At 36.6% G+C, this 19,415-nt stretch carries 14 protein-coding genes; 8 read left to right on the forward strand and 6 right to left on the reverse strand.

Annotation, left to right across the window (positions count from 1 at the left end; all coding sequences use genetic code 11):
• Positions 1-30 precede the first annotated feature (30 nt).
• Positions 31-3,234, forward strand: coding sequence for a SusC/RagA family TonB-linked outer membrane protein (locus GVN22_RS15880; protein ID WP_166551997.1), 3,204 nt, complete (start codon positions 31-33; stop codon positions 3,232-3,234).
• Between the two features lie 38 nt (positions 3,235-3,272).
• Positions 3,273-5,096 carry a RagB/SusD family nutrient uptake outer membrane protein gene (locus tag GVN22_RS15885; RefSeq protein ID WP_166551998.1) on the forward strand — a complete coding sequence of 608 codons (1,824 nt, stop codon included), beginning with the start codon at positions 3,273-3,275 and terminating at the stop codon, positions 5,094-5,096.
• Positions 5,097-5,268: 172 nt separating this feature from the next.
• On the opposite strand, the gene GVN22_RS15890 is transcribed toward GVN22_RS15885, so the two are convergent.
• The 4 genes from GVN22_RS15890 to GVN22_RS15905 all read right to left on the reverse strand — a co-directional run bounded on the left by GVN22_RS15890 (position 5,269) and on the right by GVN22_RS15905 (position 11,748).
• On the reverse strand, positions 5,269-5,808 hold the full coding sequence (locus GVN22_RS15890; protein WP_166551999.1) for an SRPBCC family protein: 540 nt from the start codon (positions 5,806-5,808) through the stop codon (positions 5,269-5,271).
• Between the two features lie 499 nt (positions 5,809-6,307).
• Positions 6,308-6,862, reverse strand: coding sequence for a hypothetical protein (locus GVN22_RS15895; RefSeq protein ID WP_166552000.1), 555 nt, complete (start codon positions 6,860-6,862; stop codon positions 6,308-6,310).
• A 92-nt stretch (positions 6,863-6,954) separates the two neighbouring features.
• Entirely contained in the window at positions 6,955-8,715 is a 1,761-nt protein-coding gene (locus tag GVN22_RS15900) for an Ig-like domain repeat protein (protein WP_166552001.1), read from the reverse strand.
• 207 nt (positions 8,716-8,922) lie between these two features.
• Positions 8,923-11,748, reverse strand: coding sequence for a TonB-dependent receptor (locus GVN22_RS15905; RefSeq protein WP_205690923.1), 2,826 nt, complete (start codon positions 11,746-11,748; stop codon positions 8,923-8,925).
• Positions 11,749-12,127: 379 nt separating this feature from the next.
• Between GVN22_RS15905 and GVN22_RS15910 the strand changes: the two genes are divergently transcribed.
• From GVN22_RS15910 to GVN22_RS15920, 3 genes are all read left to right on the forward strand, one after another.
• Positions 12,128-12,892: a TerC family protein gene (locus tag GVN22_RS15910; RefSeq protein ID WP_166552002.1), complete on the forward strand. Its 765-nt coding sequence runs from the start codon at positions 12,128-12,130 to the stop codon at positions 12,890-12,892.
• Between the two features lie 374 nt (positions 12,893-13,266).
• On the forward strand, positions 13,267-14,544 hold the full coding sequence (fucP, locus tag GVN22_RS15915) for an L-fucose:H+ symporter permease (RefSeq protein WP_166552003.1): 1,278 nt from the start codon (positions 13,267-13,269) through the stop codon (positions 14,542-14,544).
• 162 nt (positions 14,545-14,706) lie between these two features.
• The gene (locus GVN22_RS15920) at positions 14,707-15,054 is read left to right on the forward strand and encodes an L-rhamnose mutarotase (protein ID WP_166552004.1); all 348 of its coding nucleotides are present in this window, start codon (positions 14,707-14,709) and stop codon (positions 15,052-15,054) included.
• 64 nt (positions 15,055-15,118) lie between these two features.
• Here GVN22_RS15920 and GVN22_RS15925 read toward each other — a convergent pair whose 3' ends face one another.
• Positions 15,119-15,745 carry a chloramphenicol acetyltransferase gene (locus GVN22_RS15925; protein WP_166552005.1) on the reverse strand — a complete coding sequence of 209 codons (627 nt, stop codon included), beginning with the start codon at positions 15,743-15,745 and terminating at the stop codon, positions 15,119-15,121.
• A gap of 155 nt (positions 15,746-15,900) precedes the next feature.
• Here GVN22_RS15925 and GVN22_RS15930 point away from each other — a divergent pair, with 155 nt between their 5' ends.
• Both GVN22_RS15930 and GVN22_RS15935 read left to right on the forward strand, forming a co-directional pair.
• Positions 15,901-16,467 (forward strand): Crp/Fnr family transcriptional regulator, encoded by a 567-nt coding sequence (locus tag GVN22_RS15930; RefSeq protein ID WP_166552006.1) that lies wholly within the window; start codon positions 15,901-15,903, stop codon positions 16,465-16,467.
• Between the two features lie 237 nt (positions 16,468-16,704).
• Positions 16,705-17,574 carry a DMT family transporter gene (locus GVN22_RS15935; RefSeq protein ID WP_166552007.1) on the forward strand — a complete coding sequence of 290 codons (870 nt, stop codon included), beginning with the start codon at positions 16,705-16,707 and terminating at the stop codon, positions 17,572-17,574.
• A 303-nt stretch (positions 17,575-17,877) separates the two neighbouring features.
• Here GVN22_RS15935 and GVN22_RS15940 read toward each other — a convergent pair whose 3' ends face one another.
• Complete coding sequence (locus tag GVN22_RS15940; protein ID WP_166552008.1) at positions 17,878-18,267, reverse strand: RDD family protein; 390 nt, start codon at positions 18,265-18,267, stop codon at positions 17,878-17,880.
• A 712-nt stretch (positions 18,268-18,979) separates the two neighbouring features.
• Between GVN22_RS15940 and GVN22_RS15945 the strand changes: the two genes are divergently transcribed.
• On the forward strand, positions 18,980-19,378 hold the full coding sequence (locus tag GVN22_RS15945) for a hypothetical protein (RefSeq protein WP_166552009.1): 399 nt from the start codon (positions 18,980-18,982) through the stop codon (positions 19,376-19,378).
• The last annotated feature ends 37 nt before the right edge of the window (positions 19,379-19,415 follow it).

Here is a 19,415-nt window from a genome sequence, read left to right on the forward strand (position 1 = left end):
TAACTCATTTGACGATAACGACATTTATCCATGAAATATATCAAAAATCCATTCGCAGCAATTCCCAAAGTGACCCTCATGGCACTGACGGTTTACGGGACTATGCTCGCACATTTCGATGCCATAGCACAGGAAAAAAAGCCTACAGAGGTGGTCAAAGTGCATGTGCAATACAAAACACAAATCAGTGGGGTGGTCATCAGTACTGCTACTGGCAAGCCTGTATTAGGAGCTCGTGTTTTTTATAAAAATATGACCTCAACCATTACAGGTGAAGATGGTAAGTTTCAATTAACTGTACCATCTTCATCGGTGGCCGTAAATGTTGAATGCCCAGGTTTTGCCTCTGTGGAAATCCCCGTGGCAAAACGTGCCAAGTTTAATGTCTACTTGCAAGATGTCTTAGGAACCGAAAGTAATATTACCCTCCCAACCGGTACTATTTCTGAGCAACGTTCTTTAGGAGCAGTAGCCTCCTCGGCTGCGGCAGAAGCATGGTCTCAACTAACTGAATCTGCTGATACTTATATGCAAGGCAGAATTGCTGGTTTAAATAGCACGCGCTTTTCTGGTTCAACTAATATAGGTTCGTTTTTTACGATTCGTGGTTATAATTCCCTTCAGGCGACTAATCGTCCTTTGATCGTGGTTGACAATGTTATTTACGATTCTGGCATTTATGGCAATTCGTTAAATAGCAATTATTTCGATAACCCTTTAAGCTATATCGATATCAGAGATATTAGCAATATTTCGGTATTAAAAGATGCCTCAGCAGCGGCATTATACGGTACGAAAGGTGCGAATGGTGTAATCATGATTACGACCTCTAGAGCTAAAGAATTAGGAACTAAAATCGACTTTGCCCTATATGGTGGCGTCAATATGGCACCGAAAGACTTACCTGTCATGGGTGTAAATGGTTACAAAAGTTACCTTTCTGATTTGTTGTTGAGCCAAGGATTGAATAGTAATCAGATTTCGGCCTTGCCATACATGAACGATAATACCTCAAATCCAGATTATTATACCTATCACAATAATACAGATTGGCAAAAGAAAGTATATGCAAGTAGTCCACTTACCAATATGTTTTTGAAAGTAACTGGGGGTGATAACATTGCCAAATATGCCCTTTCTGTCAACTATTTAAGCAATAAAAATGGGGTAATTGGTTCTACTTTGGAGAAATATAGCACTCGTTTCAACGCTGATATGAACCTGAGTCGTAAACTTACCGCTGCTGCCAACTTGAGTTTTGCCTACAATGAAGCCGAGACAAAGGATTTTGGATTTGCCTCTAAAACAAACCCCATTTATTTGGCTCTGGTAAAAGCACCATTTTTGACGGACTATCGTGTTTCATCACAAGGGATTTTCTCACCTGACTATGCGGATCACGATGTATTCAATATTGGCAACCCTATTGTAGCCGCCAAAAATACCTTGGGTGGAAACAAAGCATACCGCTTTTTTGGGGTATTAGATTTCAAATATGCGTTTAATGAAAACCTCAAAGTAGGAACTAACATCGCTGTTACTTTTGACAAAATCAAAGAAAACAGATTTATTCCGAACTATGGTTTGGTAGCTGATACACTGAAAAATACCTTGGCGCTCAACCAATTGAGCTCACAGACCAAGCGCCTTTTCAATATTTCGAACGAAACTTTTGTGAGTTATGATAAAACCTTCAAAAACGTTCATGAACTATCAGCGCGTTTGGGGGTAAGGTTTATCAGCTCACGAGTGGAGCAAGATAAGTTATTGGCCTATAACTCTGCTACTGACCAATTAATCAGTGTTGGCAATGGCTTAGTATTGTACAACAATATTGAAGGAGGAATAGGAACCTATAATTGGATGAATACTTATGGTTCCGTAAACTATTCATATTCAGACAAGTATTTCTTAGGATTAAACGTTGGTATGGATGCTTCTTCAAGGTTTGGAAAAGAAGCCTCAACCTTCAAAGTAGGTGGTACTCCAATCGCCATTATGCCATCACTTTCGGCAGCATGGTTACTTTCGGCAGAGCCGTTTTTAGCTGATGGTCCATTTGATTTACTAAAACTTCGCGGTTCAATTGGACAAGTTGGTAATGATGACATTGGTAACTATTCTTCAAAACAGTTCTATGTAGGTCAAAATTTATTGGGTTTACAAGGATTGATACGTGGAAATATTGCAAATCCAAGTTTGAAATGGGAAACTGTAGCAAAATCTAATTTAGGTTTAGATGTGGCAGTACTGAAAGAAAGAATCAGTTTGAGTGTGGATGTTTTCCAAAACAAAACCTCAGATATGATTGTCGCTGAAGTACTTCCTACAACGGCTGGTTTGGGATATGCCTTAACGAATAGTGGTGCTATGACAACCAAAGGTTTTGAGGCAAGCATCAATTTCAAGGTATTAAACAAATCTTCAGTAAAATGGGATTTGGGCGTAAACCTTGCACACGCCAAGTCTACTATCGACCAATTACCTAACGGCAACGCTGACATCGTTACTAATATCGGAGCTGGTAATATTGTTACTCGTGTAGGAGATGCACCCAACTCTTTCTTCGGAACCACCTATAAAGGCGTATATGCTACTGATGCTGAAGCAGCCGCCGAAGGTTTACAAACTCGTTTACCTGATGGAACACTTCGCACTTTCCAAGGTGGTGATGCAAGATTTGCTGATTTGAACGGTGACAAAATCATCGATGATAAAGACCGTACCATTTTAGGTAATCCCAACCCTACTATTTATGGTGGAATCACCAACAGAGTTGTGTACAAAAACTGGACCTTGGATGCTTTGGTAAGTTTTGTTTCAGGCAATGATGTGTATAACTATACTCGTCGCAATATCGAGTCGGGAGATTCTTACAACAACCAATCACGTGCTGTAGAAGGTCGTTGGAGAGGCGATGGTCAAGTAACAAATATCCCAAGAGCTACCTATGGTGACCCATTGCAAAACAGCCGTTTCTCTAGCAGATGGATTGAGGACGGTTCTTATATCCGTCTACGCTCGGTGGGTTTGTCGTACAACTTCAATGTTGACAAAGGCATCTTGAAATACTTAACCGTATATGCCAATGCCAACAATGTACTGATATTCACCAAATACTTAGGCTATGACCCTGAGTTTAGTGCTACCAATTCTGTGATTGGTCAGGGAGTTGACAATACGCTTGAACCGATTCAAAAATCATTCAATTTGGGCGTAAAACTCGGTTTGTAACCTTATTACCTTTTGGGAAAATTTTAATTTGACAAAAAATGAAATCAACGATAAGAAAAATAACGCTGAACATTGGACTAGCTACTGGCGTGCTTTTGGGTATGTCAGGTTGTCAGAAAATGTTTGATTTGGCACCAGAGGAGGCATTAAGTACCAAACAGATGTATCGTGACATCTATGATGCTGATGCAGCCATTATTGGTCTTTATGGAAAATTCTCGACCTTGGCCAAGCAATATGTTATCCTCAATGAATTACGCGGGGATTTGCTAGATGTAACTACCAATGCTGACTTGTCTTTACGAGAAATCAATGCACACGCTGTTTCTGAAACCAACGAATACGCTAATCCAAGAGCCTATTATGAGGTAATTTTGAACTGTAATGATATTTTGAAAAACTTCAAAATCATGCTAGATCAAAACAAAATCAAACGTGCTGAGTATTACCAACGTTCGGCAGATGTATTGGCACTTCGTAGTTGGATTTATCTCCAGTTGGGTATCCATTATGGTAGTGTACCTTATGTAACTGAAAGTGTGGAAACAGTAGATGATGTTAAATCGTTGGCAACGAAAGCTCGTGTGCCTTTGGCAGACATTATCAAACAATTGATTAAAGAATTGGAAGCTATTCCAGCTACTTACCTCGACCCATATACCTTAGATAATACCTTGGTTTCGGCGAACGTGGATGGATATTCTCCGACGACTTTTTTCATTGAAAAACACTTGTTGTTGGGAGATTTATACCTTTGGGATCAGCAATACACCAAAGCGGCATCGATGTACAAGTATATCATGACAACCTCTGACCGATTGGGATTTGAAGCCACTGATATTAACGTTTGGTATCATTTATACAAAATCACAAGAGGACAAATCTCATCAGGAATGGGTCCAATTGCGGTCAGCTATAACTCTGATATCAACGACATTAATAACTTATTGGATAACAATACAACAGGCTGGCGCTCAATTTTTGCCCGTGACCGTTCAAATACCAACTACAATAGTATCTCAAATACTTCGAGTATTTCTCGTGATCCTGAATGGTTGTGGTTGCTGCCTTTTGACAGTAAGTTTTTACCTGAAAATCCATTTGTAGAATTGTTCTCGAATGTTGGAGGAAAATATTTATTACAGCCTTCAAAAGCAGCTATTGATTATTGGAATGGACAAACGCAAACCAACAATTTTGCCTATGATGCTCGTGGTGTGATGTCTTACAAAAACATTAATGGCAATCCTGTGGTATTTAAGTATTTGTACAATTTCATGAATCCAAACTCCGCTGGCTCTATTTATTCATTGGTTGGAAAAAGTTTGCAAGAGAAAAACGGACGTTGGTTTTTGAACCGTGCAGCCAATGTTCACTTAAAATTTGCTGAAGCTGCCAATCGTGATGGTCGTCGCAAGTTGGCTTATGCCTTGGTGAACGCAGGCGTTGCGAGTACATACAACAACACTGCCATTTCGGACAAAACCAACTTGATGAATACCTTCGATTCACCTCCTTATGATTTTGATGCTCGTAATGGCGACGCTCCCACTCGCTATCGCTCATCATGGCACTTGGCAACAGGGATTCGTGGACGTGCGATGGTCAAAAGTAATACCGTAGAAGGTGACAGTACTTTGGCTATTGAAAACTCTATCATTCAAGAAGGCGCTTTAGAATTAGCGTTTGAAGGACACCGTTGGGGCGATTTAGTTCGTGTAGCGATTAGAAGAAATGACCCTTCATTCTTGGCAAATAAGGTTTATGACAAACTTCGCAAGTCGAACAACCCGAATGCGGAAGCTGTTAGATCTAGATTGATGAACAAGGATAATTGGTTCCTTCCATTCAGAATTCAGTAGATGTTATTCATTATCATGCAAAAAACATTGCTTTATTGCCAAGTTAGAGACTTAGTCTCGGACTAGTAGCATTAAGATATTCATCTCTAAACCTAATTACCAACCCTAAATAAAAAGCCCTCATTCACGTAATGTGTTTGGGGGTATTTTTTTGAGTGCTAAAAATTCAACTTTATTTCTCCAAAATCTCCTTAAAATTATGTAAACCCGTTGCCAAATCTCCACCGATTTTTTTATCCATTCTTAAAAAAACTAAGAGCAAATTAAACGGATATTTCATTTTGCCATGAAATTGCCAGTAGACTTTAGTTTGAGATTCTCCTACATTTTTGACGATCATCTGAGCGGTAGCCTCACCTTTGAAAGGTTTCAAAAAACGTAATTCTGAAACAATTTTTACATTTTCTTCTATCTCCAAAATCTCTTGTTCTCCACTCCCTACATTCTTCATAGGACTATCCCATGCTGATACAAAACCCACTTGACCATCGGTGCCTTTGTAGGTTTTGGTCATATTGGGATCCATTTTTGCCCAAACAGAAAAATTGTCTTGATTTTTGAGCAATTTCAGATACGAAAAAACCGATTCAAGGTGTTTGTGAATGATTACCGAGCGAGAAACGGTGTATTCGGTTTTCATTAACAAAGCAAGACCTAGCCAGAGTGCAAAGAAAGTGGCTAAGCCAATCAGGATAGTAGTTAAGGTTTCCATAAAGCAATTATTATTTGGGTGAAAAGCTATTATATAATCAAAAAGAGGTTTGAGGTTATGCGTCAATAATCCGAAACAAGTATTTGTGAATCGCAGGGAAGGTTTTAAATTCAAAACTCTGCATTAGAAGTATACGAAGAATTGTAAAAACCATTTATTTCGGATGATGGATTTCGGAAGTATAATCTACTTTTTAAATAACATTTTCTAAAAAAGCACTTTATTCATTTCCGAAATCAGAAATCACAAATCCGCAATAGTCAAAAATTCTTCCTACAATCATAACACTGCATTCTCCGCTCCTATTTACTCGGTTAGCATAACAATGTTTAAATTGACTATTTTAAATTATATCTCAAAGCAAAAATCTTATTTTTTTATACCTTCCACAAAACCAGAAAGGTCATGATGATTACCATGACCTTTGCTTATTTGCACCAATATGAAAATCCATTTGGACTTTCCCCCACCAAAGGTGAGGGAATTGCCCTTACATAGTTTATTTAATAGTAAAGCTTCCAACACTTACCCACGTATGGGTAGGTTTGTCATATTTTAAAGTGCTATCTGGCCATTGAATGTATTGATTCATGCCCAAATACTCTTGTATATTTCCTTTTTCAATGAGTTTATTAAAAAGAAATTGACCTTTTTCTCTTACCTCCTCCTCTTTCATGTGTGGGGTATTTACAATTTCTTCAAACTCGGTAATCTTGTGCGTTTTAGGGTCTAATTTCATTTTCCCTAACACACCTCTTCGGTACACTGGACTCGAACCTACGGGTCTAATCATAAAAAAGTAGGCATATCCGTTATCGGCTTCGAAGTAATTTTGTAGATAAAAACTTGGTAAACTTTTGATGTAGAAAGGTCTGTATTTAGCATCAAACTTGGTTTGATTATTGGAATAGGGCGCAGGAACGTACACATAGGTAATCATATCAGTCAGGAGAGAGTCTCTTTCGCTTTCTGAGAAATATTGTAATGGTTCTTTCTTAGAACCGCATTGTGTAAAGAATAAAAGAATAAATGTGAAGGCAAATAAATGTTTCATATTGGTTTTTGTTTAAATCATCCCGAGTCAAAGTATTGACTCGGGATGTACTATTTGAGTATTCAGAAATTTGAAATCCTTAATATTTCAGATTACTTGATATAAACAACTGATTGTGGAGTAAACTCAGTCCAACCTGCTGTCCAATCTGAATCTTTGAATGCACCAACGTAGTCAGTTTTGTCAAAGAATGAAGGAAGCGTTGAAGGCAAGTTGAAACCGATTAATGATTCAGCAGTACCAGTTGTCAAAGTAAATGTTGGACGACCAGTAGACCACAATGTTGTACTGATACCAGTTTTAGAGAAATCAGTCAAGATTTTGTTACCAGATTGAGCTTTGAACCAGTCAGTTGGCGTTTGAGTACCAATCAAAATTGCTGGAGCAGCAGTAGTTTGTTCTGTATCAGATACTGGGAAACCTTTAGGGTTTGTAGCAGCACCAGTTCCCCAGTTGTTAGTACCCCAGTTAGCAACACCAGCCAATACGATATTTTGCAATACGATATCACCGTTAGCTGCGTTACCTTTAGCATTACCTCTTTGGCTATCGATGTAGATACCGAATGGATAACCTGTGAAGAATGAATTGTAGATTTTCAATTTGTTGTTACGACGCAACTGAGCACCATTTTGGAACAATGTAGAGATTGAAGTCTCAGCATTTCCTTTAGCACCGATGATTGACATGTTAGCAAAAATCGCTGAAGTATAAGGTGTGTTGTTTGAACCATTAGCATCGTTGTCAACCTCAAAACCGTTAGAACCAGATTGGTCAGCTTGTGTAGTACCACGAATACCGATACCGTATTGAACATAACCAGAGAAACCATTATCGTTATCAAAGTCATCATCTAAGCCTTTGTAAGCTACCAAGTGCTTACAGTTTACTGTACCACCAAACCACTCGAATGAGTCATCCAAACCAAATGAAGCCTGAACATAGTCGATTGTAGTACCGTTACCTACAGAACCCATTGTCAAAGAGTTTACCTCTTGGTTCGGGTTGATTGGTACACCGGCATACTCGATACGAACATATTTCAATGAACCAGAGTTATCTGCTGCATCTGATCCACCGTGGAAACCACCGTAACCACCTTCTAACTGTCTGTCGTTTCCATTATCTGGCAAGTTGTTTGGAGCTTTACCACAAAGGATAATACCACCCCAGTCACCAGCTTCACGCTCACCTACATTTCTTTCAGAAGTAAAGATAATCGGGTTTGTAGCTGTACCATTTGCGATTAATTTAGAACCACGTTGAACCAACAAAGCACCTTTAGTAGCACGGTCACCGATTACCACTGTACCAGCAGGGATAGTCAAGGTAGCAGTTTTAGTGATGCTACCGAAAGTAGTTTCTTCACCTACTCTTACAAAACCAACCAATTTATAGATTTTAGTAGCATCCCATGTAATGTTACCTTCCAAAGTACCTTTTACCTCAACGATAGTTTTTGGTGGAACTGCTGTAACTGTTACTGGTAAAGTTGTCAACGTAGAGTTTTGGTTTTTCATATCTGTTACCAAAACTGTAAAGTTTACAACCGAATTAGCTGCAAGGTTATCAATTTGATAGTCTTTTGCATATTCGAAAGTTTTCTCACCATTCTTTGTTACTACATCAAATGCTACACCGTTTTTCAAAACTGTGATAGATTTGATACCTTCTGGAGCGTTGATAGATGCTTTCAATTGAACTGTAGTACCAGGAGTACCAGCCAAGTTAGAAGCAACAGTCAAAGTTGGAGCTGGCCCGATTTCTTCGTCTTTTTTACAAGCGTTTGTCAAAACAGCCATTGAGAGCATTAAGGCAAATACCTTAACTACATTCATTTTGAAGAGTCTCATTTTTTGGTAAAATTATGTGTTTAAAATTGAATGATTTATAAGGGCAAGCGAGTAACGTTGCCACCGTTTTAAAGAAAGGCATCCCACCAATGTCTAGGGAAAGAAAGTAGTTATGCCAGAAAAATTTTCGGCTTTGAGCTATCGGCATTCAAGTAAAAAATTCTCAAATATTTTCTTCCCTGAATGCCGATAGTTTATAGCTGATTGCTATTTAATTGTATATACTACACCCAGAGAGTAAACACTTCCAGGTTTGTAAGATTGGATAATCTGGTCTTCGTTTTTATCAAACTTATTATCCTGATTTCCATCTTGTAAGATGTAATTTGTCTGGTTTAGGATGTCAGTAATACCTCCTTTGATTAATAAGTTTTTCCCGATGCCTTTCGAGAAAGTTAAGTCAACTACGTTTCTAGGCATTTCGTACCAGTCTGGATAGGCAAAGCCATAGTTGTTACCTACCGCATAGATACGTTTTCCGATTACGTTGAATAACAAGTTAACTTGTAAGTTCTTCTTGGTATCGTTGTAATTCAAACCTGCATTGATAATGTAAGGCGACTGTCCTTGCAATGGGCGATTATCAGATTGTGTAGAAGCTGTTGATGGATTCAATGACACACGGCTATGAATAAACGCAGCGTTAAATACTAAGTTGAGTTTTTGAATGAAAGGAGATTTTGAAACATTTTCTAATGATTTTCTTGCCTCTAATTCAATACCTGCACTGTAAGCACTTTTGGCGTTGTCAAAACTCAAGTTCGGGTTTGAACCACTTGCAAATACAACCTCAATTGGTGTTTCGAAGTATTTGTAGAATGCTGCAATACTCAATACCTCTGCTGGTGTTGGATAGAACTCATATCTGAAATCCACATTATGAATGTTGGCATTCTTCAACTGAGGGTTACCTGAAATATTACGATTGTTTACGAAATCATAGAATGAGAACGGTGCTACTTCTCTAAACTCAGGACGGTTGATTGTTTTTCCGTAGGCTAAACGTAATAAAGCTTTTTCAGAAAAGTTATACGTCATGTTTACCGATGGAAGCAACGTTGTCTGCGTATTGTTATAATTTAATGGTGCACCCACTAAGTCGTAAGAATTTAATTTCTGAGCGTTGTTTTCAACTCTCAAACCTGCAATCACATTGAATTTTTTCGTTAATGAATAGTTTCCTGAGACATAGGCTGCATACAAATGGTTGTTGGCAGTATATGAGTCATTCGGGTTAGTTTGCTCATCAATTTTTACCCCGTTTGTACTATTAATATTTTGTGGTGCAAAAATTTCTTCGATAGGTAAGTTTCCAATGTTAAACAATGAACTGTTTGCCTGCACATACGCAAGGTTACGAGCTTTGAATGTACGTTCTTTGCTTTCGACATAAACCCCAGCTTTCAATTCCAACTCCTTGTTATCTTCAGCTTTTGCTCCTTTTTGCAAAACGACTTTCTGAACTAAATTAGCTCCACCTGTTATCGCATTTTCGTCCATAATGATGTTGGTACGACCTAAATTGAAGGTTTGAGCTGCTCCTTGTGGTACTAATAAATTTCTTTGTCCGTTCGAAATATTATATCTAAAACGCTTGTAATCAGGTTGATCACGGAATGATTGATTATAACCAACTACCCAATCTACTTGTGTATTTTTGTTATTAAATTGGTGTTTACCAACCAATTGTCCTGTGTAAATACCTCGGTAGATTTGGTCAAATGAACGGATATTCCAGTCTGTACCGTTGTCGAAACCGATACGATCAACAAACTGAGAATTGCTCATTTGGTTGAATAAGTTCTTGAATTCAATCGTATGGTTTTCTCCAAATTTCACTGCCCAGTTGTGCATTACACCCAAGCGAATGGCGTTGCTATATTGTGTATCTTGAAAGTTAAAAATCGGATCTGGCTCTCCAGTGCTTTGAATACGACTGTATCCGTAGTCATTGCGAGCCATGTTGTACAGCGTTCTTGTATTTGAGTAGTTAATCGCCGTAATATTACCAATTCTGTATTTTTCTTTTTCAATTTTGAACGCGCCAGTCAAAGTAAATCTCAAATCTGGTAAAGCTGTAGATTGAACTGGCGTCCAGTTGTTTTTAAGAGACTGACCAATTTGTTGCAAACGAGTTGGGTTTGCGCTAATCAACTCCTGACGAGTAGCTGGGAAGAATTTTGGCAAATCACTATATCCATCGTTGAAGCCCGTCCAGTAACTTGAACCATGTTGTGGAGAAAAGAAGTTTTTTCCAGTAGTCCCATCTCTATAACCTCCTCCAAAATCAATGGTAATGCTATTTTGTTCAGGAATAGATTTTGTGAAAATTTTCACAACACCACCTGCAAATTCTCCAGGGAGTTCGGCCGCAGGGCTTTTGAATACCAAAATACGGTCAATTTGGTTAGAAGGAATAATATCAAATGAAAACGAACGTACGTCTGTTTCCATCGAAGGCGTAAAAGTGTTGTTCAGCATTACACTGTTATAACGCTCGTTCAAGCCTCTAATGTTAATAAATCTATCGCCAAAAATAGTTACACCCGGTACACGTTTTACTACCTCAGCAGCATTTCGGTCAAGCGTTTTTCCAATTTGTGCTGAAGAAATACCACTTACAATTTGTTGTGCCGCTTTAATTTCTGAAATAACTGAAATTTCGGTATTCGTTAATTTTTGTCCTACTACCTTTACTTCGCTCAAAGTTGAACCTTCTTCTTGAAGTAAAACATTTACTTCGGTTACCTTCTCAGCCAACACTTGAACTTTCTCAATCACCTTTACATTAAAACCTACAAACGAAACCTTTAATGTATATGTACCTGCTGGAACTCTATTCAAAGAGAAAAATCCGTTGATATCAGCCGCAGCACCTTTATTTTGTCCTTCAATAATGACAGTTGCCCCTACAAGGTCTTCCTTAGTAACGGCGTCTTTGATAGTACCACGAATAGTACCTAGCTGCTGGGCAAGAGATAAAGTAAAACTCGATAAGAATAATAGTGCAGTAAATAGTAATTTGTGCCTCATATTGGAATTGATTAAGAAACGATTTTGAGTTATGTGGTTTATTCCTACGTTTCTATTTGAATGATGGCACAAAAGTAAGTCGGTCATTTAACCGCAATATTACCTACCGATTAAACATGATTGAACTTATTGTTATCCCTATATTATCAATGTTAATTTTATAATTATACCCTTAGGAGAGAATGGAATCCTAGGTTCTCATCGTCTGATGTTTTTTCAGGTAGTCTATTAAATGATAAGAATAGAAAATACCCTACTAAAACCATAGAAAATGTCTTTAACCATTTACACCAATTATTTGCCGTTAAAAAGAAAATACTTGTGCAGGGCATTTTTAGACCTCTTTATGCCTAAATTTGAAAAAAATTAAACAGACAGTATGGAATTATTGCATCACATCCTTGGGGATGATTTAGGAAAAGCATTTTTGATTATTGGAAACCTCGTATTAATTGAAAGCTTACTATCGGTAGATAATGCTGCCGTTTTGGCAACCATGGTGATGGACTTGCCTAAAGACCAAAGAGAAAAAGCCTTGAAGTATGGTATCATTGGCGCGTATATTTTCCGTGGTATTTGCTTGTTATTTGCAGCAATGCTCGTGAAAGTTTGGTGGCTCAAACCTCTCGGTGGACTTTATCTCTTGTATTTGTGCTATGATTATTTCAAAACAGAAAAAACACCAGAGCATGAAGATGATACTTTAAATAAGAAAGAAAATTGGGTTTATAAACATACCATTGGTCGCTTTGGCATTTTCTGGTCTACCGTTATCATGGTGGAAGTAATGGATTTAGCCTTTTCGATTGATAACGTTTTTGCGGCAGTAGCTTTTACAGACAATATCTACCTTATTTGGATTGGGGTATTTATCGGGATTTTGGCGATGAGATTTGTTGCCCAAGCTTTTGTGCGCTTGATGGAGCGTTATCCTTTTCTTGAAACTTCAGCATTTATCGTAATTGGGGTACTTGGTGTAAAATTAGCGCTTTCAGCCGTTTGTCATTTGTATCCAGACAATGCGTTCTGTCACTTCATGGAAGGCGAAACAGCAGATTCTTATATTTCTATCTTGACAGTAGCCATCTTTGCGATTCCGATTATTACTTCTTCTTTGTTTAATTTCCCTAAACATGAAAAGTAAAAGTTGAGTCATCTTTAATTTAACGAATGAGTGATTATTTTTAATAGGTATTTTACTAGTAGAGACGCAATCATTGCGTCTAAAGCCGAGTGAAATCTAGTATGATAGCATCAAAAAAGCGGTCGGAAAATATTTTCCGACCGCTTTTTTGATGAAAACTTGAAGAATAATCCCAATCCGATAATTCGGGATGAATCATGTTTGATACTATTTTTCAAATGATACCTCTTTAGATGCAATCATTGCGTCTCTCTGCTAGAATACAAATTTTAACATAATCGCTAAATTAAGGAATGTCTCATATTTTTGCCGTATGAGTATTTTTCTAAAAAATTGACTTTTGACAACAGTTAAATAACTTAAATCAAACATTTATGGCATTGCCGAAAACAAACGATTCCACGAAATCCTATTTAATCCCTTTTATATTAATAACAGTATTATTTTTTCTGTGGGGATTTGCACACAATCTCAACCCAATTTTGATTCCGCATCTAAAGAAAGCTTGTCAACTTACCGACCTTCAGTCTGCTTTTATTGATTCTGCCTTTTTTGTAGGATATTTTGTGATGGCCATTCCTGCGGGTTTGGTGATGAACAAATACGGTTATAAATCAGGGATTATTCTAGGTCTATTGATTTTTGCTGGAGGGGCATTTTTATTTTATCCTGCGGCAGGAACACGTACTTATGGTTTGTTTCTTTTTGCCTTGTTTATTATTGCGAGTGGCTTGACTTTCTTGGAAACGGCAGCAAACCCGTATGTAACAGTTTTGGGCGATGAGCATACAGCTACGCAAAGACTTAATTTATCTCAATCGTTCAATGGTTTGGCGGCTTCATTAGCACCATTGGCTGGCAAATTTTTTATTTTGACAGATACTACTATCTCTGAAGAGCAATTAAAAACATTATCGAGTAGTGAAGTAGACGCACTTTTGACACACGAAGCTCAAAGTGTTCAAATTCCGTATATCGTTATTGGTTTAGTAGTATTAAGTGTTGCGGCGATTTTATGGAAAACGAACTTGCCTGAAATTAAGGAAAGTACTGACGAAAATAGCGCAACAGAAAAAGGAAGTATCTTCAAACAGACTAATTTGATGTTGGGTGTTCTGGCACAATTCTTTTATGTGGGAGCACAGGTTTGTGTATCGAGTTTCTTTATTCGTTTCTTGGGTAAAACGGCTGGAATCGGTGAAAAAGAGGCTGCTGGCTATTTGGCTTTTGCTTTGTTATGCTTCATGTTAGGACGCTTTTTAGGTACTTTCTTGATGAAATATATCGCACCAAATCGTTTGTTGGCGGTTTATAGTGTTTTCAATATCGGTCTTTTGGCGGTTGCAATTATGATTGGTGGCTTTACCTCTATCTATGCATTAATTGGCGTTGAATTCTTTATGTCTATTATGTTCCCAACCATTTTTTCATTGAGTATTCAAGGCTTGGGTTCACAAACTAAGTTGGGTTCATCTTTAGTGATTATGTCAATTGTTGGAGGCGCTATTTTCCCTGTTATCATGGGACGTATTTCTGACATTAGTTCAATCCAAACGGCATATATTGTTCCATTGGCATGTTTTGTAGTAGTACTTTTCTTTGCACTAAAAACAAAATCATCGAAGGGCGCCATTGCAAATGCAGGACACTAATGATTGCAGATTTGGGATGTTTGATTTTGGATTAAGTTTTTTCGAGAATGATTAAAAAATCCGAAATTAAAATTCAAGCTTAGGTACAGACCAAATTAAAAATAAACTTTTGACTACTTTACACGATTCGTCGTCGTGTTGACAAACATAAAATAGTAAAACATGAATAAGAGATTTGCCTTGGCGCTTGATTTAGTGAACGATGAACAGTTGATAGCTGAGTACGAAAAATACCATGAGGCAGTTTGGCCCGAAATATTGCAAAGTATTGCTGGAGCAGGTATTACCCAAATGGAAATTTATCGACTGGGCAACCGCTTGTTTATGATTATGGAAGTCGATGATTCTTTTTCGTTCGAAAGAAAAGGACAAATGGATGCTGAAAATCCAAAAGTTCAAGAATGGGAAAAACTAATGTGGAAATATCAAGATGCCTTGCCAATGGCACAACCTGGCGAAAAATGGTTGCTGATGGATAAGATTTTTGATTTGAAAGCGCAGTTAAAATAGCCATTTATTACGCCAAAAGTCACCCCTTGGATAGAATCAAGGGGTGACTTTTGTTTTTAATGCATTAAAACTCATTCATCAATGCCTGAAAACGGTCTACATATAGACCTACATGATAGCCATCTACCAAGGCATGATGCACATGAATGGAAACACTCATACTTTTTTGTCCATCCGTTTCTATCATTTTGCCAAAAGATATTTTCGGACAGTTATCTGGAAAAGAAAAACTTCTTGCATGAGATATAGACGTAAAATCAAGCCAAGGAATGGCAGAGTAATGAATCAAGTTCTCACCCGAAACAGCAGGCATTAATCCAGTAGTACTATGAACTCTCTCAATTTCATTCTTCGCGTTTTGATAAAACTGTTCTTCTGACTCATCATAATAAACATGCCCAAATCCAAAAGTACCATTAGGACGGCTAATAGTTGGAGAAGCGTTTATAACGTCGAAGCTGTAAGGATTATGGTCAATGATTCGATATCTAAAATTTTCTATTTCATTGGCTGCTTTTAAAGAACGATACAAATAATACCAGAAAAACGATTTTCCATTCTCCTTTGCTTTTTGATAGGCAATTGTGCAGTCTATTTTTACTGTTACTCCGTAAAATGGTTCTTCAAATTTTGAGAAAAAAAGATAATGCTCCTTTCTATCCCACTCCTCTAAGTTAATTAATTGTTTCATTGATTTTTGACTTAAAATTGTCTCAAAGACTTATTTTTTCCATTCAGCAGACTGGTTAGTACCAATCTTTAGAGCCTTTTCCGCTAACTTTGTTTTTCTTTGGCAAAAATCTGAAGAAGAAAAAACATTAAAAAGGACATTTGTCCCAAGTCAAGATGTTACGAACTAATCAAAAGTTTTTAGACTTCATTCAAGGCATATACGACAGTGAGCAAAATCGCCATAATATTGTCCTAAAGTCATTTGCAAAAGGTCAAAAATTACTTTACCAAGACCAAGCAGCGCCCAATGTGATGCTTATTCAAAGCGGTTTTACAAAATGTTTTTTTAACGAAGAGAATGACAAAGAGTTTATTGTAGAGTTTTTGGGAAAAGGGGAAATCGTCGGAGAAATAGAAAGTATTCGGCAAATGCCTTGTTTGTGTAATATTGAGGCTATCACGAGTGTTTCGGCTTTTGTTATTCCTAGTGCCTATTTTCAAGAACTATTGAATAAAGACCTGAATTTAAACAAGTTACTACTTGAAGCCTTTGCTGAGAGAATCGTAAATACGTCGAGCAGAGCTTCATTTCAACAATTATACACTGTAGAACATAGCCTATCAAAACTTCTTGAACTTCAAACTAAGCAAGAAATTCAACTTTCAAAAGAAGAAATGGCAGCCTATTTAGGTATTTCTGTTCGGACTCTCAATCGGAGTTTAAAAAATATGAATTCATAATTTAACCTAAACTTTATCCATTTGTATGCCGTATACGATTATATTTGTGGCTTAACAAAACCAAAATATGATTCCTAACAGTTGTCTTTCGCCTCCAATCGCTTAATATTTCTTTCGATTCTCAAAGAAGTATAACTCCAATTTGTAGATTGGATGATTTGTTATACTTTTTCATTTCGATAAAATTTTAACGTTTTAATAAATCTTGTTCTGAAAATGAACAAGAAAGGCATTGTTATGAAAAAATCATATTTATTGCTACACCTAGCAGTAGTTTTTGCTGGATTTACTGGCATTTTCGGCAAACTCATCACTTTAAACGAAGGATTGTTGACATGGTATCGAGTTTTCTTTTCTTCTATTTTTCTCTTCGTTATCTTAAAGCTTTTAAAAGTAAGTACTCGAATCGGTTTCAAAGAAAAATTAGATATTGCTAAAATTGGATTACTTATTACTACACACTGGATATTTTTCTATGCAAGTATTAAGTACTCTAATATTTCGGTTGGAGTGGTATGCTATAGTTTGACAAGCTTCTTTACGGCACTATTCAAGCCTATTATTGATAAAAGGAGCTTTGTCGTCTCTGAAATGTTGCTGAGTGGAATAACGCTATTGGGCATTAGTCTTATCTTTCATTTTGATACATCCAATCAGTTGGGAATTGCTTTTGGGGTGGTGTCTTCGGCATTTGCTGCGCTATACACCATTTATAATGAAAGATTAGTGAGCAATTACGATAGTAAGCTAATTAATTATTATCAAATGCTTGGAGGGACGGTTGTTCTTGGCTTATTGTTGCCACTATATTTAAACTATTTTCCAGCAGAAAGTATCATTCCTAGTGCTAAGGACACTTTTTATTTACTATTTCTATCTCTTTTTTGCACCGTTGGATTGTACGTCTCATTTGCTGAAGTTCTGAAAAAGATACCTGCATTTACTGTAAATTTGACCTTCAATCTGGAGCCTATTTATGCAATTATTATGGCATTTCTCTTCTTCGATGAAGGCAAGGACGTCAACACTTCATTTTATGTGGGCTTGTTTTTTGTAATACTTTCAGTGGTTTTGCAAACCTTAATTACGGTCAGAAAAGCAAAATAAAAGCAACAAGAGATTGATAGAGCATATATCTATCAATCTCTTGTTATCGTAATAACTTTTTAGTCATGCTCATCAACTTCTCTTTGAGAGATTGACACTTCTATATTTCTAGTATTTGGTTTCAACGTTTAAACCCTTTATGCGATAAGAGTATCCACTGTTCCATGAGACTGATTTGAAGTAGTTGATTGACAAGTGTTCAAGGAAATTAAGGTAAGAACATAGAGTGTTTTTTTGAACATAGTGTTATAGGTTATGGTTGTAGATAAATTTTAAGATTGAAAACTCATTTAATGTCTAAGTTTACACTCTAATCATAACACTTCCTGCTGCCAAATCATGAATAGCTCTTCTTTGTGAATTTCTTGAAATAGAAAGGTAAGCATACATTCCAAGAGCAACTTTTATAGGATAGCGAATGAAAGATTGTAGAATATTGATACGTTGAGATGTGTCTGCAAGCTTGCGAACTCTAATTCTAGTTAAATAGTGCCCTAAAGTGGCGCCAAATGCGGTGCATATTGGTTCATAACCTCCAAATAATAAAAGAAATGCACTTAAACGAATCTCGTCAGGAACATTTTTAAAAATACTGAAAAGATGTGTCAAAAGATACATTAGGATGATTATGAACACTAAGTCGATTATAGAGGATTGCACTCTTTCTCTAAGTAAAGGGTAGTTGTCTTTCATAGTTTTAGTTTAAAAGTCAATAAAGTATATACCTATTTTCCAATAAAAATCATTGGTATAAGGAACTACTTCATTAAAAATGTGTCGTTATTTATTAATTATGGTTGGTTGAAACGATTACCCAAAACTAAATAATTTAACATAAATAACAATTATTTTCTGCACTAATAATCATTTATATATGATTAATTCATTTTAATTTTTGACACGTTTCTTAAAATAAAAGACTACCCCTATTTGTTTTCTGCACCATATCAAAGTAACATTTTTCCGTAACATATACTTGATAAGGATATTATAGAATCCATAGCAATTTGTCATATACCTGTAAAAACTAGACTTAAAACTCCAAGCATTTAGTGAAATGGCAAGATAGAACTCATGATAAGATACAAATCTCCTTTCGGCCTTTCTGTAGTCTATTAAGATAAAAGCTATTCACCCTGTATTGGTGATGATGTAGAATTTTTGAACTGAATAATAAAGAAACTCAAAATAACCAACATCCATTCCTTTAATGACGCTCAAGTGCTTGCATTTACTACCATAAAATAAAAAACAGGTTAGATATTCTTCCATTTTTCATCATAACTAATACTTAATCAATAACTTAGACTATCACTTATGAAGGTCTAACAATCTGTACTATTTGAGACCTATGTCGGAGAGAGTATTTAATAATTAAATACAAAATTTTCAATCGCTATACACTATGACAACAACATCAGAAATTCTCTTGCAATTACTTATTGGTGGTTTATTAGGCTTAGTTGGGCAAATGGTACGATTTGTTGTAGGTCTTAAAAAGCTAAATGACGAAGCTTCTAATAAAAATGTCACGCTTACCGAAATGTTCCAAACTACTAGGTTTGTTATAAGTCTTATTATAGGTTTTGTGGCTGGGATACTGGGAATAGTCTCTTTATCAGAATTTAAAGACAATTTCTTTGACACAAACTTGAAAGGAACAATCATGACACTTTTAGGGATTGGATACGCTGGCACAGACTTTATTGAGGGCTTCATCAAAAAGTATATTCCTGAGCAACAACAAGCTTTAGTAAGTACCGATCCTAAAGTACCCAAGGGTGGAACATCACAGCCCGCATAAATTTAGTTTATATTCTTTCTACTAAAATCTCTATATC

This window comes from Cellulophaga sp. BC115SP (assembly GCF_009905545.1).
GTDB lineage: Bacteria > Bacteroidota > Bacteroidia > Cytophagales > Spirosomataceae > Flectobacillus > Flectobacillus rivi.

Bases quoted from the DNA above. Each gene is read 5' to 3' on its own strand.
- GVN22_RS15925 (WP_166552005.1), bottom strand. From the start codon at position 15,745: ATGAAACAATTAATTAACTTAGAGGAGTGGGATAGAAAGGAGCATTAT.
- GVN22_RS15920 (WP_166552004.1), top strand. From the start codon at position 14,707: ATGAATAAGAGATTTGCCTTGGCGCTTGATTTAGTGAACGATGAACAG.
- GVN22_RS15940 (WP_166552008.1), bottom strand. From the start codon at position 18,267: ATGAAAGACAACTACCCTTTACTTAGAGAAAGAGTGCAATCCTCTATA.
- GVN22_RS15880 (WP_166551997.1), top strand. From the start codon at position 31: ATGAAATATATCAAAAATCCATTCGCAGCAATTCCCAAAGTGACCCTC.
- GVN22_RS15910 (WP_166552002.1), top strand. From the start codon at position 12,128: ATGGAATTATTGCATCACATCCTTGGGGATGATTTAGGAAAAGCATTT.
- GVN22_RS15885 (WP_166551998.1), top strand. From the start codon at position 3,273: ATGAAATCAACGATAAGAAAAATAACGCTGAACATTGGACTAGCTACT.
- GVN22_RS15935 (WP_166552007.1), top strand. From the start codon at position 16,705: ATGAAAAAATCATATTTATTGCTACACCTAGCAGTAGTTTTTGCTGGA.
- GVN22_RS15895 (WP_166552000.1), bottom strand. From the start codon at position 6,862: ATGAAACATTTATTTGCCTTCACATTTATTCTTTTATTCTTTACACAA.
- fucP (WP_166552003.1), top strand. From the start codon at position 13,267: ATGGCATTGCCGAAAACAAACGATTCCACGAAATCCTATTTAATCCCT.
- GVN22_RS15945 (WP_166552009.1), top strand. From the start codon at position 18,980: ATGACAACAACATCAGAAATTCTCTTGCAATTACTTATTGGTGGTTTA.
- GVN22_RS15930 (WP_166552006.1), top strand. From the start codon at position 15,901: ATGTTACGAACTAATCAAAAGTTTTTAGACTTCATTCAAGGCATATAC.
- GVN22_RS15905 (WP_205690923.1), bottom strand. From the start codon at position 11,748: ATGAGGCACAAATTACTATTTACTGCACTATTATTCTTATCGAGTTTT.
- GVN22_RS15900 (WP_166552001.1), bottom strand. From the start codon at position 8,715: ATGAGACTCTTCAAAATGAATGTAGTTAAGGTATTTGCCTTAATGCTC.
- GVN22_RS15890 (WP_166551999.1), bottom strand. From the start codon at position 5,808: ATGGAAACCTTAACTACTATCCTGATTGGCTTAGCCACTTTCTTTGCA.